Raw genomic sequence first — 16,536 nt, forward strand, 5'->3', positions numbered from 1 at the left:
GAAAACCGGTGGCAGAGGCCGCCGGTGCCCGCATAGCTTGGCCGGTTGTGGAAATCCGTCATCTCACGAGCGACGACCTGGACGCCGTCCTCGACAACCGCAGGCGCGCCTTCGGCCCCTTGTCCGGCGGCGGTGCCGAGACCTGGCGCAAGCTCGTCTCCCCGATGCTGCCGGAAGGCCGTTACCTGGGCGCCTTCGACGGCTCCCGTCTCCTCGGCACGGCCAGGGTCAACCCGTACGTCCAGTGGTGGCACGGCCGCCCGCAGTCCATGGGCGGCGTGGCGAGCGTGACGGTGGCGCCGGAGGACCGCGGCAGGGGAGTGGGCCGGGCGCTCATGGACGCGGCGATCGAGCGCTGCGCGGAGCTCGGCCACGCGGTCTCCGCGCTCTACCCGGCCACCACGCCGCTGTACCGGAGCGCGGGGTACGAGCACGCCGGCGTGCTCCAGCGGGTCACCCTGCCCTCCGAGGCGCTGCGCACGCTGGGCGGCCCCGGCGGCGCGGCCGGCGCGGTCAAGCTGCGCCGGATGGGTCCCGCCGACGCGGCGAGCTCGTGGCGCTGATCGGCAGGGTGCACGCCGCCACGCGCGCGAGCGGGCCGCTGTGCTTCGACGAGCGGACCTGGCGGCTGTGGCTGGAGGACGACGACGACTTCTGCTATCTGGCCGAGGACGGGTTCGTCGTCTACCGGTGGAGCGACGGGAACATCGAGGTCGACAACCTGCTGGCGGGGTCGGAGGCGACGGCCAGGGCCCTGTGGTCGATGGTCGGCAGCGCCTCGTCCGTCGCGAAGTCGGTGACCGCCTGCGTCGACCCGGCCGACCCGGTGCTCTGGATGCTGCGGGAGCGGTCGAAGGACGAGGTCACCCAGACCCGGTGGATGTTCCGGCTGATCGACCTGCCCGCCGCGGTCGAGGGGCGGGGCTTCCCCGCCGGGGTCCGCGTCGAGACCCCCGTCGAGGTGACCGACTCCCGGCGCCCGGGCAACGCGGGCGCATGGCTGCTGCGGGTGGACGGCGGCTCCGGCTCCGTGACGCGGCGGGATGTGGCGAGTGGCGAGGGGGCACACGGGGACGCGACGCGGCTCACGATCGGCGGGATGTCCGCGCTGTTCGCCGGGGTGCCCACGGCCACGCTCCGCCGCGCCGGCCTGCTGACCGGCGGCTCTCCCGACGCCGACGACGCGCTGGACGCCGCGTTCGGCTGCAGCGCGTACATGATCGACTACTTCTGACGCACCCGCTCGGCCGCTGATCGCGATAGAGTGACCGACCGAACAGATGTTCGGCGCAGTGGCGGCCGCGCGGTGGCCGCGCCGCCGGGATCAGGGAGGCGTGCCGGTGCGGTTGCCCCAACTGCGGGTGATGGGCGTGGACCCGGGGCTGACGCGGTGTGGTCTCGGCGCCGTGGAGGGCCGTCCGGGCGCGCCGCTGAGCCTGCTGTCGGTCGGGGTGGTCCGCACCCCGGCCGACGACGACATCGGGTCCCGGCTGGTCGTCATCGAGGCGGAGATCGAGCGCTGGCTCGACGAGATCAGGCCCGACGCGGTCGCCGTCGAGCGGGTCTTCGCCCAGCACAACGTCCGTACGGTCATGGGGACGGCCCAGGCGTCGGCCGTCGCGATCGTCTGCGCCGCCCGGCGGGGGCTGCCGGTCGCGCTGCACACGCCGAGCGAGGTCAAGGCCGCCATCACGGGCAACGGCAACGCCGACAAGAAGCAGGTCGGCACGATGGTCACCCGGCTGCTGCGGCTCGACGCCATGCCCAAGCCCGCGGACGCGGCCGACGCGCTCGCCCTGGCCATCTGCCACGTCTGGCGCGGCGGCGTGCAGCACCGCCTGGGCGACGCCCTGGCCCGGGCCCGTTCCGGGGGTACGGTCCCCGCGGGCTCTGGTAGGACTGGGAGGCCCGGCGAAGTCGCGGCCGGGCGTCCGGACCGGGGAGGGAACACGCGGTGATCGCATCCGTTGCGGGGCAGGTGGCGGCGATCGGGGCCGACAGCGCCGTGGTCGAGGTGGGCGGCGTCGGAATGCTCGTCCACTGCACTCCCGGCACCCTGGCCGGGCTGCGCGTCGGCGAACCCGCCCGGCTGTCCACCTCGCTCGTCGTCCGCGAGGACTCGCTCACGCTGTACGGCTTCGCCTCCGACGACGAGCGCACGGTCTTCGAACTGCTCCAGACGGCCAGCGGGGTCGGGCCGCGCCTGGCCCTGGCCATGCTCGCGGTCCACGCGCCCAACGCGCTGCGGGTCGCGGTGGCGAGCGCCGACATCAAGGCCCTGACGATGGTGCCCGGCATCGGCCAGAAGGGCGCGCAGCGCATCGTGCTCGAACTCAAGGACAAGCTCGGCACCCCGGCGGCGGCCGTCGACGCCGCGCTGAACGGTGCGGCGGCGGCACCCGTCTGGCGCGACCAGGTCCACTCGGGACTGGTCGGGCTCGGCTACTCGTCCAGGGACGCCGACGAGGCGGTCGCGGCGGTCACCGCGGAGGCCGAGGCGGAGATCGCGGCCGGCCGCAGCCCCCAGGTGGCCGCGCTGCTCAAGTCCGCCCTGCGGGCGCTGAGCGTGCGGTGACCTCGTGAGCCGTGTGGTGTGTGGCGGGCTGATGGTTCGATGAAATTTTCACCGGGAAGCGGACGGGTCCCGGCAGGCCGAGCGGATGGTGTCGAGTGAGCTTCGAGCGGGATCTCGTGTCCCCGGAACCCGAGGGCGACGAGCGGGCGATCGAGGCCGCGCTGCGTCCCCGGCGCCTGGACGAGTTCATCGGCCAGGGCCGGGTGCGCGAGCAGTTGTCGCTGGTGCTGGAGAGCGCCCTGCGCCGCAACCGCCCGCCCGACCACGTCCTGATGAGCGGCGGCCCCGGGCTCGGCAAGACGACGCTCGCCATGATCATCGCCTCTGAGCTCGGCGCGCCGCTGCGGATGACCTCGGGCCGGCGCTGGAGCGCGCCGGCGACCTCGCCGCGATCCGTGTCCACGCCTGACCGAGGGCGAGGTCCTGTTCATCGACGAGATCCGACCGCATGGCCCGCCCGGCGGAGGAGATGCTCTACCTCGCCATGGAGGACTTCCGGGTGGACATCGTCGTCGGCAAGGGCCCGGGCGCCACCTCGATCCCCCTCGACATCGCCCCGTTCACGCTGGTCGGGGCCACCACCCGGGCGGGGCTGCTGCCCGCGCCGCTGCGCGACAGGTTCGGCTTCACCGCCCACATGGACTTCTACGAGGTCGCCGAGCTCGAGCAGGTGCTGCGGCGCTCCGCGCGGCTGCTGTCGGTGGAGCTGCCGGACGAGGGCGCCTACGAGATCGCCCGCCGCTCGCGCGGCACGCCCCGCATCGCCAACCGCCTGCTCCGGCGGGTGCGCGACTTCGCAGAGGTCCGCGCGGAGGGCGTGATCACCCGTGAGATCGCGGCGGCGGCGCTCAACCTGTACGAGGTCGACGCCGAGGGGCTGGACCGGCTCGACCGGGCCGTGCTCGACGCGCTGCTGCGCAAGTTCGGCGGCGGCCCGGTGGGCCTGTCGACGCTCGCCGTGGCCGTGGGGGAGGAGCCGGAGACCGTCGAGGTCGTGGCCGAGCCCTTCCTGGTGCGGCAGGGCCTGCTGGCCCGCACCCCGAGGGGCCGCGTCGCCACCGCCGCCGCCTGGGCGCATCTCGGCCTGACTCCGCCTCCTGACGCGGTCGGCTCGGTGGCGGTGCCGACGCTCTTCGACGAGTCCTGAACGCCGGCGCGGCGGCTGGAAGCGGAAACTGGGGCAAAGAGGTAACAGACCGATTGCGAAGCCCATGAAACGGGAACTTTCCTGCCCGCCGAGCCGTGGGTTCGTTGCCGGGCTTCTGCGTGCTCGCATACACTGCGTGGCTTGACTGGCCGCACACGCGAGAAGTCGCGGTGGCCCGCGTGTGAAGCGCACAAGACCTCCGGCGTCAGGCCGGTTCATCACGTTACGGAAGGGTGGCCCCCGTGGGTAACAACCCGCTTGGGACGTTCCTGCCACTGATCTTGCTGGTAGTGGTTTTCTACTTCCTCCTGATCCGCCCCCAGCGCAAGCGGCAGCAGGAGCAGATCCAGATGCAGAACTCCCTGACCCCGGGCGTCCGGGTCATGACCACGACAGGCCTGTTCGCGACGGTCGTCGCACTGCAGGACGACGACGTCGTGCTGGAGGTGGCCCCCGGCGTCGAGACCCGCTGGGCCAAAGCGGCGATCGGCCGGGTGCTCACTCCCGTGGACGAGGTGACGGACGGGGAGGCCGAAGAGACCGTGACGGATGGTCCCGACACGGGGAACGGTGACGATACGAGCACCAAGCAGTCCTGAGTAGGCTGATCACAACCTTTCGACGAAAGAACTGACCTCCAGTGGCCCCACCGACCAGTAGCCAGAGCAAGCCTGGACGCACACTCCTGCTGCTCCTTGCGCTCATCCTCGTCATGGGCGCGACGGTCGCCCTCCAGAAGGCGTTCGTTCCCAAGTTCGGCCTCGACCTCGCGGGCGGCACCACTGTGACGCTCTCGCCGGTCACGGCGAACGGGAAGGCGCCGTCGCAGGAGAGCCTCGACCGAGCCGTGACGATCATTCGGCAGCGCGTCAACGGCACCGGCATCTCCGACGCCCAGGTCGCGAAGTCGAACGACAACATCGTGATCCAGATCCCGGGCGCGGGCCGGGAGGAGGCGCTCCGGCTGGTGTCGACCACCGCCGAACTGCGCATGCGGCAGGTGCTCGCGGTGGCCGCCGCCAAGGCGCCGCCGGCTCAGGTGCCCACGGCGGCGCCCACGCCCAGCGGGTCGGCCGCGGCGACGCCGGCGGCCACTTCGAAGGCGTCCACGCCGGCCAGGGAAAGCGCGGCCCCGAACGGGAACGCGACCCCGGCGGGCCGTGCCCTGTCGAAGGCGCTGACCGCGCCGTCGCCGGAGCCGAGCACCTCGACGAGGGCCACGACTCACCACAGGGCGGGCGCCGGGACAGCCCGGGGGGCCCGGGCCAAGGCGTCGCCCTCGGCGGCTCCCAGCCCCACGCCGACGGCGAGCCCGGAGGACACGAGCGACCCACTGGCCGGTCAGGACACCAGCGGCATCGACCCGGCGCTGCTCACCGAGTTCCGCAAGATCGACTGCACCGCGAAGAACCGCGGCCAGGGCGCCATCGACGACCCGAACAAGCAGATCGTCGCCTGCAGCGACGACGGCTCGGCGCGGTACATCCTGGACAAGGCCGCGGTGCAGGGCACCGAGATCAGCGGCGCGCAGGCGGGCACCGACCCCACCACCGGTGAGTGGATCGTCCAGGTCGACTTCAAGTCGAAGGGCGCCACCCAGTTCGCCGACATCACCCGGCGCATCACCAGCCTGCCGGCCCCGCGCAACCAGCTCGCCAACGTGCTGGACGGCGTCGTGATCGTCGCTCCGACGATCGAAGAGGCCATCCCCGGCGGCAGCGCCCGCATCTCCGGCAGCTTCACCCAGAAGACGGCCACCGAGCTGGCCGACCAGCTCAAGTACGGCGCGCTGCCGCTGAAGTTCCAGCAGAGCTCTGTCGTGTCGGTCTCCTCGACCCTCGGGCAGGACCAGCTCAACGGCGGTCTCATCTCCGGCGCGCTCGGCCTGATCGTCGTCATGATCTACCTGCTGCTCTACTACCGCGGCCTCGGGCTCATCGGCATCGCCAGCCTGGGCGTGGCCACCGTGTTCACCTACCTGACGGTGGACGTGCTGAGCCACAACGCCGGCTTCCGGCTCTCGCTGCCGCACATCATCGGCCTGGTGGTCTCGATCGGCATCACCGCGGACTCGTTCATCGTGTACTTCGAACGGATCCGCGACGAGATCAAGGAGGGTCACCGCACGCTGCGCTCGGCGGTGGAGGTGGCCTGGCGGCGCGCCCGGCGGACCATCCTGGTCGCCGACGCCGTCATGTTCATCGCCGCGGTGGTGCTCTACTTCCTCGCGGTCGGCGACGTGGCCGGCTTCGCGTTCGCGATGGGCCTGACGACGCTCATCGACATCGTGGTGGTGTTCCTGTTCACCAAGCCGCTGATGTCCCTCGTGGCGCGGTTGCGGTTCTTCTCGAAGGGCCACAAGCTGTCCGGACTCGACGCGGAGCGCATGGGCCGCACCAGCCCCGCCGAGCAGACTCTGCAGGAGGCGTGATGCCGGGAGTGATCAGCCGCCTCTACCGCGGCGACATCAACATCGACTTCGTCGGCAAGCGCAAGATCTGGTACGGCCTGTCGGTCTTCCTGCTGGCCGTCTCCATCCTGGGCCTGGCGCTGCACGGGCTGAACCTGGGCGTGGAGTTCCGGGGCGGCTCGGTGTTCGACTTCAAGCGCACACCCGGCTCCAGCCTCGAACAGGTCCGCGAGACCGTCGCGGACGCCGGAGTCCACCAGGTCATCGTGCAGCAGGCCGGCCCGAACTGGCGGGTCACCACCGAGAGCCTCAAGGGCGACGAGGTGACCAAGGTCCAGCAGACGGTCGCCCAGAAGTACGGCGTCACGGAGGACCAGGTCAGCTCGCAGGTCATCGGCGCGACCTGGGGTGGTGAGGTCTCGCAGAAGGCCTGGATCGGCCTCGCGGTCTTCATGATCGCGATCATGCTGTACCTGTCGGTGGCCTTCGAGTGGCGGATGGCCCTCGCGGCGATCGTCGCCCTCGTCCACGACCTCGTGATCACCGCGGGCGTCTACGCCTGGTCGGGCTTCGAGGTCACCCCGGCGACCATGCTCGGCTTCCTCACGATCCTCGGTTACTCGTTGTACGACGCGGTCGTCGTCTTCGACATGATCAAGGAGGTCACCGGCAAGCTCGGCACGAGCGCGAAGATGACCTACACGCAGGCCGCCAACAACGCGCTCAGCCACACGCTGATCCGGTCGCTGAACACCTCGCTGGTGGCGATCCTGCCGGTGGCGGCGATCCTGTTCATCGGCACCACGCTGCTCGGCGCGGGCACGCTGAAGGACCTGTCGCTGGCCCTGTTCGTCGGCATGATCGTCGGTACGTACTCGTCCCTGTGCGTGGCGACGCCGATCCTGGTCACGCTCAAGGAGCGGGAGCCCAAGTGGCAGGCGCTGGCCCAGCGGGTGCACGCCAAGCAGGTCTCCGCCGCCAAGGCCGCCGCCAAGGAGCCCGTCTCGGCCGGCTCGCAGAACGTCACCACCACGACCACGGAGAAGCGCAAGAAGCGCTGACGCCGTCTCGTCGCAGGTGCCCCCGGAACCCGCCCGGTTCCGGGGGCGCCTTCATGTCGGGCGGGGCCTTATCTCGGGCGATCCCGTTAGGCTTGGGCGTCGTGACTGACTGGACGGCTCTCATCAGGGATGTCCCGGACTATCCGAAGCCGGGCATCCTCTTCAAGGACATCACCCCGCTGCTGGCGGACCACGCGGCCTTCACGCAGGTCGTGGACGAGCTCGGGGACGGCCTGGCGTTCGACAAGGTGGTCGGCATCGAGGCGCGGGGCTTCATCCTCGCCGCGCCGGTGGCCTACCGCAGCGGTGCGGGGTTCGTACCAGTGCGCAAAAAGGGCAAATTGCCCGCCGACACGTACGAGGCGTCCTATGATCTGGAGTACGGCTCCGCGACGATCGAGGTGCACGCCGACGCCTTCGACCCCGGCGACCGGGTCCTGATCGTGGACGACGTCCTCGCCACGGGCGGCACGGCCCGGGCGGCGGTGGAGCTGGTCAGAAGGACGGGCGCGGAGGTCGTGGCCGTGTCCTTCCTGATGGAGCTGTCCTTCCTCTCCGGCCGCGACCGGCTGCCGGGCCTGGACGTCCGCACCCTGCTCGCCGTCTGAGCCGTGCGGGCCGCTCAGGGGGCACGCGGCCGAGAGTGCTGTGGCAGCACGGATACACTGTGGAATCTGGACTCGACGTGAGGAGTCTGTGTGCCCCGTGAAGTGGTCGTGCCCGACAGCGCGCGGGTCGATCGCGGAGTGATCTCCCGCGACGCCCCCGAGCCCGTCGCAGACGTGCCCCCCGACGCGGCGCGCGACCCCGCGGCGGTCCCGGAGGACAAGCCGGCGTCGCCGGCCACGCGACGGAGGCTCGCCCGTTTCGGGGGGCAGTGGGGTGCTATGAATCCGGTGTTGGAACCGCTCTTCAAGACGGTCCGTGCCACCCATCCCAAAGCCGACCTGCGGCTGATCGAGCGCGCGTACGACGTCGCCGCCTACCATCACCGCGATCAGAAGCGCAAGAGCGGCGACCCGTACATCACCCACCCGCTCGCGGTGGCGACGATCCTGGCGGAGCTGGGCACGGACGACGAGACGCTGTGCGCCGCCCTGCTGCACGACACCGTCGAGGACACCGCCTACAGCCTCGACGAGTTACGAGCCGACTTCGGCGACAACATCGCGTTGCTCGTCGACGGCGTGACCAAGCTCGACAAGGTGAAGTTCGGCGACGCGGCACAGGCCGAGACCGTGCGCAAGATGGTCGTCGCGATGTCGCGCGACATCCGCGTGCTGGTGATCAAGCTGGCCGACCGGCTGCACAACATGCGGACCATGCGCTACATGCCCGAGCACAAGCGCCAGCAGAAGTCCCGCGAGACGCTGGAGATCTTCGCTCCGCTGGCCCACCGGCTCGGCATGAACACCATCAAGTGGGAGCTGGAGGACCTCGCGTTCGCCATGCTCTACCCGAAGCGGTACGACGAGATCGCCCGGATGGTGTCGGAGCGCGCGCCGCGCCGCGACCTGTTCCTGCACGAGGTCATCGAGAAGGTCTCCGCCGACCTGCGCGAGGCGAAGATCAAGGCGACCGTGCGCGGCCGGCCCAAGCACTACTACTCGATCTACCAGAAGATGATCGCCAAGGGCGTGGCCTTCGACGACATCTACGACCTGGTGGGCATCCGCGTCCTGGTCGACACGGTCCGCGACTGCTACGCCGCGCTCGGAACGATCCACGCCCAGTGGAAGCCGGTGCCGGGGCGGTTCAAGGACTACATCGCCATGCCCAAGTTCAACATGTACCAGTCGCTCCACACGACGGTCATGGGCCCCGAGGGCAAGGCCATCGAACTGCAGATCCGGACGCGGGCCATGCACAACCGCGCCGAGTACGGCGTGGCCGCGCACTGGAAGTACAAGGAGGAGATGACCGGGGCCGCCGGCAAGGTCAAGCAGGTCAACGACATGGCCTGGCTCCGCCAGCTCCTCGACTGGCAGAAGGAGACCTCCGACCCCGGGGAGTTCCTGGAGTCGCTGCGCTTCGACCTGTCGGTCTCGGAGGTGTTCGTCTTCACCCCGCGCGGCCAGGTGATCGCCCTGCCCGAGGGCGCCACCCCGGTCGACTTCGCGTACGCCGTGCACACCGAGGTCGGCCACCGATGTATCGGCGCGCGGGTGAACGGCAGGCTGGTCCCGCTGGAGTCCCGCCTCGGCAACGGCGACACCGTCGAGATCTTCACCTCGAAGTCGCCGGACGCGGGACCGTCCAGGGACTGGCTGAAGTTCGTCAAGAGCGGCCGGGCCCGCAACAAGATCCGCCAGTGGTTCACCAAGGAGCGCCGCGAGACCGCCATCGAGGCGGGCAAGGAGGCCATCGGGCGGGCCATGCGCAAGCAGGGCCTGCCGCTGCAGCGGCTGATGTCCGGCGAGGCGCTGCTGGCCCTGGCCAGGGACCTGCGCTACGCAGACGTCTCGGCCCTGTACGCGGCCGTCGGCGAGGGGCACGTCGCGGCCCAGTCGGTCGTGGAAAAGCTCGTACAGGCCCTGGGCGGCGTCGAGGGGGCCGAGGAGGACATCGCCGAGGCCCAGGTCCCCACGCGGCTCAAGGGCCGTCTGAGGGCCAACTCGAACGCCGGCGTGATCGTCGCGGGCGACCCGGACGTGTGGGTCCGCCTGTCGCGCTGCTGCACCCCGGTGCCGGGGGACGAGATCGTCGGGTTCGTCACGCGGGGGCACGGCGTGTCGGTGCACCGCACCAACTGCCCGAACGTGGAGCAGCTCAGCGCCCACCCCGACCGGCTGGTCGAGGTCTCCTGGTCGCCCGGGGACGACTCGGTCTTCCTCGTCGCCATCCAGGTGGAGGCGCTCGACCGGCCCCGCCTGCTGTCGGACGTCACGCGGACCCTGTCCGACCAGCACGTGAACATCCTGTCGGCCTCGGTGACGACCAGCCGCGACCGGGTGGCGATCAGCAAGTTCACCTTCGAGATGGGCGACCCCAAGCACCTCGGCCACGTGCTCAAGGCGGTGCGCACCGTCGCGGGCGTCTACGACGTCTACCGCGTGACCAACTGACGCCCGCGGCCGGGGCGCCCGGAACAACAGGGCCGGCGACCGGGCGGCCCCGCCTGCAACATCTTCGCCAAGCGGCGGACATGCGAATCCCGGCGTGACAAGAGGTCACGCCGGGACTCACGCGAAGCGGGTCAGGAGAACTCGGCGAGCGTGCGCTCCGCCTCCTGGAGCCAGGAGCGGCGGGCGGCCAGCGCCTCCTCCGCCTCCTTGACGTCCTTGTCCCGGCCGGCCGTCTGGGCCTTGGCCAGCCGCGTCTCCAGCTGGTCGATCGACCTGCGGAGCTGGTTGACCGTGTCCTGGGCGCGAGCCCTGGCCTCGGGGTTGGAGCGCTTCCACTCGGACTCCTCGGCCCTGCGGACCGCGTCGTCGACCTTGCGCAGCCCGCCCTCCAGACGGTCGCGCTGGTCGCGCGGCACCGGGCCCGCGGCCTCCCAGCGCTCCAGGATGCCCCGCAACGCCGTGCGCGCGGCCCGCGCGTCGGTGACCGGCAGCAGCTTCTCGGCCTCGGCCAGCAGGGCCTCCTTCACCTCGGCGTTCGCCGCGAAGGAGGCGTCCCGCTCCGCGAACACCGCCGAGCGGGCCTGGAAGAACTGGTCCTGGGCGGCCTTGAAGCGCGCCCACAGCTCGTCCTCGACCTCGCGGGAGGCGCGTCCCGCGGCCTTCCACTGGCGCATCAGCTCCCGGTAGGCCGCCGCGGTGGCGTTCCAGTCCGTCGAGTCCGCCAGGGCCTCCGCCTCGCTGACGATGTGCTCCTTGGTGCCGCGCACCGCGTCGCGCTGCTGGTCGAGCGAGGAGAAGTACGCCTTGCGCCGCTTGGCGAAGGCCGTACGCGCCGTGGACAGCCTCTTCCACAGCGTCGCCTCGGTGGCCCGGTCGACCCGCTCGGCGGCCTTCCACTCGTCGACGAGCTGCCGCAGCCGCTCACCGCCGGACTTCCAGTGCGTCGTCTCCTCGGCGATGCGCTCGGCCTCGGCGACGATGCGCTCCTTCACCTCGCGCGCGTGCGCCCGGGCCTGGTCGCGCGCGGCCCGTAGCTCCTCGCGCCGCTTGCCGACCAGCTCGGTCAGCGCCGTCAGCCGGTCCTGCAGCGAGCCGAGGTCGCCGACCGCGTGCGCCTCGGCCACCGACTCCCGCAGCTTGGCGATGCTCGCCTCGGCCTGGGCCGGCGCGAGGTCGGTGCCGCGCACCCGCTGCTCCAGGAGCTGCACCTGGCCCGCCAGCTCGTCGAACTTCCGGCGGTAGTAGGCCAGCGCCTCCTCCGGCTCACCGGCCTGCCAGGACCCGACGGCCCGTTCTCCCTCAGCCGTACGCACGTAGACGGTGCCGTCCTCGTCTACCCGGCCCCACGGGTCGGTGCTCACCGTGTCCTCCCGCACTTGAATCAGCCTCCAGGGCTCGATGTGCCCTTGGTTGTATTACGTCAGCTCTTGCTGGTGATTGTCACGTCTTTGATGACCACGGGCTGCTTCGGGGCACCAGTGCCGTCCCCGCCGGCACTGGGGATGACGCCCTTCTTGGCGACCTTGTCCACGATTTCGAGTCCTTTGGTCACCGTACCGAAAGGCGTGTAGTCGGGGGTCAGCCCGGTGTCCCCGAACACGATGAAGAACTGGCTTCCGTTGGTGTTCGGGCCGCTGTTCGCCATCGCGATCACGCCCCGCGTGTACTTGGCGCCCGCCAGGTTCTCGTTGGCGAAGCGGTAGCCGGGGCCGCCCTGGCCGTCGGTCGGGTTCTTGCCGTCGGCCTTGGCCAGCGGGTCGCCGCACTGCAGGATCGGGAAGTCCGTGCCCATCCGGTGGCACTTCGTGTTGTCGAAGTAGTCCTTGGAAGCAAGGAACTTGAACGAGTTGACCGTGCAGGGCGCCTTCTCGCTGTCCAGCCTCGCGACGATGTCGCCGAGGTTGGTCTTGATGGTCATGGTCGCCGGGGCGGTGCTCACCTTCTCCGGGGGCATGCCGACGTTCTTGACCTGGCCGCTGCCCTCGTCCGCGACGTAGCCGCAGGTGCCCTTGGCCGGGTCGTACGGCTTGGGGTCGGCCACGGCGGGCTTGATGCTCGCCGACGGCGACGCGGACGCCGTGGCGCTGCTGTCGTCGCGACCGAGAAGGGTCGTCGCCGCCACCACGCCGCCGATCACCACCACCACGGCCGCGGTGGTGCCTATGATCGCGGTGCGCCGCGACTTCTGCTCGCGTTCCGCGCGTGCCCGCAGCTGCCGTTCGTAGTGCTCCCGGGCCAGCTGCTTCTGCCGGTCCTTGCCGGTGACCACTTCGACCTCCCGACTGTCCTGTTTCCCATGGTCGTACGCCCGGACGCGATCTCGCCGGCGCGTGCCCGCCACACCCGGGAGGTGCTCCGGGAACGGCGGCCCGTTCTATAGCATCCGGCTCGACTGCTCCAAGAATGACTATTGAGGTGGGCGAATCGTATCGGCTGACGGGTATTGGTTCGCAGCCTGCCGACCCGCACCGGTACCCTTCGGTTACATTCGCTCGCGCAATCCTTGATTGATCCGTAGAGACGCAGAGGCCGCTTCCGTGCTCGTCGCCGGGTTTCCCGCAGGGTCGTTCCAGACCAACTGTTACGTCGTCGCTCCCGCTGCAGGCGAGGAGTGCGTGGTCGTCGACCCAGGTCAGGACGCCGTGGAGGATCTCGACGCGCTGCTACGCGAGCACCGGCTCAAGCCGGTTGCGGTGCTGCTCACCCACGGCCACATCGACCACGTGTGGTCGGTGGCCCCGGTGTGCGGCGCCCGCGACGTGCCCGCGTGGATCCACCCGGAGGACCGCGACCTGCTGTCGGACCCGGCGAAGGGGTTCCCGCCACAGGCGGGCCAGGCGTTCGGCGGGCTGAAACTTTCCGAGCCCGATGACGTGCGGGAGCTGGCCGACGGGGCCGTGCTGTCGCTGGCCGGGCTGGAGCTCACGGTCGAGCACAGGCCGGGCCATACCAAGGGGTCGGTGACGTTCCGGACGCCCGTCGAGGACTCCCAGGTCCTGTTCGCGGGCGACCTGCTGTTCGCCGGCTCCATCGGCCGTACCGACCTGCCCGGCGGCGACTACGCCGCCATGCTGCGCAGCCTCGCCAAGACGCTGACGCTGCCGGACGAGACCACGGTCCTGCCCGGCCACGGACCTCAGACGACCATCGGCCGCGAGCGCGCGACCAACCCCTTCCTCAGGGACGTCGCGCCGCACGCAGGCCCGACCAGGGGATTGTGATGACCTTTCAGGCGCCCAAGGGCACCTTCGACTGGATGCCACCGCGTTCGGAGTGGGCTCTCGCCGTACGGGACGCCCTGGCCGCGCCGGCCCGCCGCGCCGGTTACGGCTACATCGAGACGCCGGCCTTCGAGGACACGGCGCTGTTCTCGCGCGGCGTCGGCGAGTCGACCGACATCGTGACCAAGGAGATGTACACGTTCACGAGCCGGGGCGGCCAGTCACTGACGCTGCGCCCCGAGGGCACCGCGAGCGTGATGCGTGCCGTGCTCGAACACGGCCTGTACGGCGGGCCGCTGCCGATCAAGCTGTGGTATTCGGGCAGCTACTTCCGCTACGAGCGGGCCCAGGCGGGGCGCTATCGCCACTTCTCCCAGGTGGGGGCGGAGGCCCTGGGGGCCGAGGACCCGGCGCTCGACGCCGAGCTGATCGTGCTGGCGATGGACGGCTACGCCTCGCTGGGCCTGCGCGGCGTCCGGCTGCTGCTGAACTCGCTCGGCTGCAAGGAGTGCCGCCCGGCCTACCGCGCCGCACTGCAGGACTTCCTGCGCGGCCTGGACCTCGACGAGCCCACCCGCAACCGGATCGAGATCAACCCGCTGCGGGTGCTCGACGACAAGCGCCCCGAGGTGCGCGCGCAGCTGGAGAACGCGCCGCTGGTTACCGACCACCTGTGCGGGGCCTGCAAGGCCTACCACGAGGAGGTCAGGGGCCTGCTGACGGCCGCCGGCGTGACGTACGAGGACGACCCCCGGCTCGTGCGCGGCCTGGACTACTACACGCGTACGACCTTCGAGTTCCTGCACGACGGCCTGGGCGCCCAGTCGGCGGTCGGCGGGGGCGGGCGCTACGACGGGCTGAGCGAGCAGATCGGCGGCCCGGCGCTGCCCAGCGTGGGCTGGGCACTCGGGGTGGACCGTACGGTGCTGGCGATGGAGGCCGAGGGCCTGCTCGCCGAGCGCCCCCGCGGCGTCGAGGTGTTCGCCGTCCCGCTCGGCGAGGAGGCCAGGCGGCGCGTGTTCCCGCTCGTGAGCGAGCTGCGCCGGGCCGGTCTCGCGGTCGACATGGCCTTCGGCGGCCGTGGCGTCAAGGGCGCGATGAAGGCCGCCGACCGCAGCGGCGCGCGGTACGCGCTCATCCTCGGCGACCGAGATATCGAGGCGGGAGCCGTGCAAGTGAAGGACCTGACCACAGCCGACCAGACCGCGGTTCCGCTCGCGGAGGTCGTCCAGTTCTTGAAGGGGAAACTCTCGTGATCCGCACCCACGAGGCAGGCACGCTCCGCAAGGAGCACGCGGGCCAGAAGGTGACGCTGGCCGGATGGGTGGCGCGCCGGCGCGACCACGGCGGCGTGGTCTTCATCGACCTGCGCGACGCCTCCGGCTCGGCCCAGGTGGTCTTCCGCGAGGAGGACCACGCTCACGACCTGCGCGCGGAGTACTGCGTGAAGGTCACAGGCGAGGTACGCCAGCGCCCGGCCGGCAACGAGAACCCCGATCTGCCCACGGGCGAGATCGAGGTCGTCGCCTCCGAGGTGGAGGTGCTGAGCGAGTCGGCGCCGCTGCCGTTCCCGATCGAGGGCAGCTCGGGCGTGTCGGAGGAGGCGCGGCTGAAGTACCGCTACCTCGACATCCGCCGTCAGCGGATCGCCGACGCGCTGCGGATCCGCTCGCAGGCGACCTACCTCGCCAACGAGGTCATGCGCGAGCGCGGGTTCGTCTACGTCGAGACGCCGAACCTGACCCGCTCGACGCCCGAGGGCGCCCGCGACTTCCTGGTGCCCGTCCGGCTCCAGCCGGGCAACTGGTACGCCCTGCCGCAGTCGCCCCAGCTGTTCAAGCAGCTCCTCATGGTGTCCGGCCTGGAGCGCTACTACCAGCTCGCCCGCTGCTTCCGCGACGAGGACCTGCGGGCCGACCGGCAGCCCGAGTTCACCCAGATCGACATCGAGATGTCCTTCGTGGACCAGGACGACGTGATCGAGCTGGGCGAGGCGCTCATCGGGCGGATCTGGAAGGAGACGCTCGGCTACGAGCTGCCCACGCCGCTGCCCCGGATGACGTACGCCGAGGCGATGGCGCGGTACGGGTCGGACAAGCCCGACCTGCGCTTCGGCGTCGAGCTGACCGACCTCACGGACTACTTCTCCGGCACCTCGTTCCGCGTCTTCCAGGCGCCGTACGTGGGCGCGGTCGTGATGCCCGGCGGCGCCTCGCAGACCCGCAGGGAGCTCGACGCCTGGCAGGAGTGGGCCAAGTCGCGCGGCGCGCGCGGCCTGGCGTACGTGCTGGTGCAGGAGGACGGCACGCTGGGCGGCCCGGTGGCCAAGAACCTGTCGGAGACCGAGCTGGCCGGCCTCGCCGAGGCGACCGGCGCCAAGCCCGGCGACGCGGTCTTCTTCGCGGCCGGCGCGCGCGCGGCCTCCCGCGACCTGCTCGGCGCGGCCCGCCTGGAGATCGGCCGCCGCTGCGACCTGATCGACGAGTCGCAGTGGTCGTTCCTGTGGATCGTCGACGCCCCGATGTTCGAGGAGGACGGCGAGGGCGGCTGGACCCCGGTCCACCACCCGTTCACCTCGCCGAAGCCCGAGTGGGCCGACACCTTCCAGGACAACCCCGGCGAGGCTCTGGCGTACGCGTACGACATGGTCTGCAACGGCATGGAGATCGGCGGCGGCTCGATCCGTATCCACCGCGCCGAGATGCAGCAGCGCGTGTTCGACGTGCTCGGCATCTCCAAGGAGGAGGCCGAGAGCAAGTTCGGCTGGCTGCTTGAGGCGTTCAAGTACGGCCCGCCGCCGCACGGCGGCATCGCCTACGGCTGGGACCGCGTCTGCATGCTGCTCGCGGGCGGCGAGTCGATCCGGGACGTGATCGCGTTCCCGAAGACGGCGTCCGGCTTCGACCCGCTGAGCGGGGCGCCCACCCCGATCAGCCCGGAGCAGCGCAAGGAGGCCGGCGTGGACGCCACGCCGAAGGGCGACAGGCCCGAGCCCGCCGCGCAGCAGAGCTGATCCCGACACAGGACGCCCCCGCGACACCGGTCGCGGGGGCCGTC

14 protein-coding genes and 1 pseudogene are annotated in these 16,536 nt (G+C 71.0%); 13 read left to right on the top strand and 2 right to left on the bottom strand.

All coding sequences use genetic code 11. From position 1 onward, the window contains the following. Positions 1-47 precede the first annotated feature (47 nt). From eis to B1L11_RS23685, 10 genes and pseudogenes are all read left to right on the top strand, one after another. On the top strand, positions 48-563 hold the full coding sequence (eis, locus tag B1L11_RS51710; RefSeq protein WP_256862820.1) for an enhanced intracellular survival protein Eis: 516 nt from the start codon (positions 48-50) through the stop codon (positions 561-563). Then, positions 554-1,234 (top strand): sterol carrier protein domain-containing protein, encoded by a 681-nt coding sequence (locus B1L11_RS51715; protein WP_256862821.1) that lies wholly within the window; start codon positions 554-556, stop codon positions 1,232-1,234. The genes eis and B1L11_RS51715 overlap by 10 nt, the downstream gene beginning before the upstream one ends. A 121-nt stretch (positions 1,235-1,355) precedes the next feature. Further along, a complete protein-coding gene (gene ruvC / locus B1L11_RS23650) occupies positions 1,356-1,958 on the top strand; it encodes a crossover junction endodeoxyribonuclease RuvC (RefSeq protein WP_079316542.1) in 603 nt (200 codons plus the stop codon). Beyond that, a complete protein-coding gene (gene ruvA, locus B1L11_RS23655) occupies positions 1,955-2,575 on the top strand; it encodes a Holliday junction branch migration protein RuvA (RefSeq protein WP_079316517.1) in 621 nt (206 codons plus the stop codon). Before ruvC ends, ruvA begins: the two co-directional genes overlap by 4 nt. A gap of 95 nt (positions 2,576-2,670) precedes the next feature. Then, positions 2,671-3,722, top strand: a pseudogene (gene ruvB, locus B1L11_RS23660) (Holliday junction branch migration DNA helicase RuvB). Positions 3,723-3,964: 242 nt separating this feature from the next. Next, complete coding sequence (yajC, locus tag B1L11_RS23665) at positions 3,965-4,321, top strand: preprotein translocase subunit YajC (RefSeq protein WP_079316518.1); 357 nt, start codon at positions 3,965-3,967, stop codon at positions 4,319-4,321. A gap of 113 nt (positions 4,322-4,434) precedes the next feature. Beyond that, positions 4,435-6,153, top strand: a complete 1,719-nt coding sequence (secD, locus tag B1L11_RS23670; protein ID WP_079316519.1) for a protein translocase subunit SecD — start codon at positions 4,435-4,437, stop codon at positions 6,151-6,153. After that, positions 6,153-7,193: a protein translocase subunit SecF gene (gene secF, locus B1L11_RS23675; protein ID WP_079316520.1), complete on the top strand. Its 1,041-nt coding sequence runs from the start codon at positions 6,153-6,155 to the stop codon at positions 7,191-7,193. Before secD ends, secF begins: the two co-directional genes overlap by 1 nt. Before the next feature lie 101 nt (positions 7,194-7,294). Further along, positions 7,295-7,801 (top strand): adenine phosphoribosyltransferase, encoded by a 507-nt coding sequence (locus tag B1L11_RS23680; protein ID WP_239108514.1) that lies wholly within the window; start codon positions 7,295-7,297, stop codon positions 7,799-7,801. A gap of 279 nt (positions 7,802-8,080) precedes the next feature. Next, the gene (locus B1L11_RS23685; RefSeq protein WP_143737490.1) at positions 8,081-10,258 is read left to right on the top strand and encodes a bifunctional (p)ppGpp synthetase/guanosine-3',5'-bis(diphosphate) 3'-pyrophosphohydrolase; all 2,178 of its coding nucleotides are present in this window, start codon (positions 8,081-8,083) and stop codon (positions 10,256-10,258) included. Positions 10,259-10,389: 131 nt separating this feature from the next. On the opposite strand, the gene B1L11_RS23690 is transcribed toward B1L11_RS23685, so the two are convergent. Together B1L11_RS23690 and B1L11_RS23695 are read right to left on the bottom strand one after the other, a co-directional pair. After that, entirely contained in the window at positions 10,390-11,619 is a 1,230-nt protein-coding gene (locus B1L11_RS23690) for a DUF349 domain-containing protein (RefSeq protein ID WP_079316543.1), read from the bottom strand. Between the two features lie 59 nt (positions 11,620-11,678). After that, positions 11,679-12,527 carry a peptidylprolyl isomerase gene (locus B1L11_RS23695; RefSeq protein ID WP_079316523.1) on the bottom strand — a complete coding sequence of 283 codons (849 nt, stop codon included), beginning with the start codon at positions 12,525-12,527 and terminating at the stop codon, positions 11,679-11,681. Positions 12,528-12,795: 268 nt separating this feature from the next. Here B1L11_RS23695 and B1L11_RS23700 point away from each other — a divergent pair, with 268 nt between their 5' ends. Genes B1L11_RS23700 through aspS form a run of 3 tightly spaced genes read left to right on the top strand, consistent with a single transcriptional unit; the run spans position 12,796 to position 16,492 of the window. Beyond that, the gene (locus B1L11_RS23700; protein WP_079316524.1) at positions 12,796-13,479 is read left to right on the top strand and encodes an MBL fold metallo-hydrolase; all 684 of its coding nucleotides are present in this window, start codon (positions 12,796-12,798) and stop codon (positions 13,477-13,479) included. Beyond that, positions 13,479-14,735: a histidine--tRNA ligase gene (hisS, locus tag B1L11_RS23705; RefSeq protein WP_079316525.1), complete on the top strand. Its 1,257-nt coding sequence runs from the start codon at positions 13,479-13,481 to the stop codon at positions 14,733-14,735. The genes B1L11_RS23700 and hisS overlap by 1 nt, the downstream gene beginning before the upstream one ends. Beyond that, positions 14,732-16,492, top strand: coding sequence for an aspartate--tRNA ligase (gene aspS / locus B1L11_RS23710; RefSeq protein WP_079316526.1), 1,761 nt, complete (start codon positions 14,732-14,734; stop codon positions 16,490-16,492). Before hisS ends, aspS begins: the two co-directional genes overlap by 4 nt. Positions 16,493-16,536: the final 44 nt, after the last annotated feature.

This window comes from Microbispora sp. GKU 823 (genome assembly GCF_002027145.1).
GTDB lineage: Bacteria > Actinomycetota > Actinomycetes > Streptosporangiales > Streptosporangiaceae > Microbispora > Microbispora siamensis.

Excerpts from the sequence above, each read along its gene's own strand:
- secD (WP_079316519.1), top strand. The coding sequence starts at position 4,435 with ATGGGCGCGACGGTCGCCCTCCAGAAGGCGTTCGTTCCCAAGTTCGGC.
- secF (WP_079316520.1), top strand. The coding sequence starts at position 6,153 with ATGCCGGGAGTGATCAGCCGCCTCTACCGCGGCGACATCAACATCGAC.
- B1L11_RS23685 (WP_143737490.1), top strand. The coding sequence starts at position 8,081 with ATGAATCCGGTGTTGGAACCGCTCTTCAAGACGGTCCGTGCCACCCAT.
- hisS (WP_079316525.1), top strand. The coding sequence starts at position 13,479 with ATGACCTTTCAGGCGCCCAAGGGCACCTTCGACTGGATGCCACCGCGT.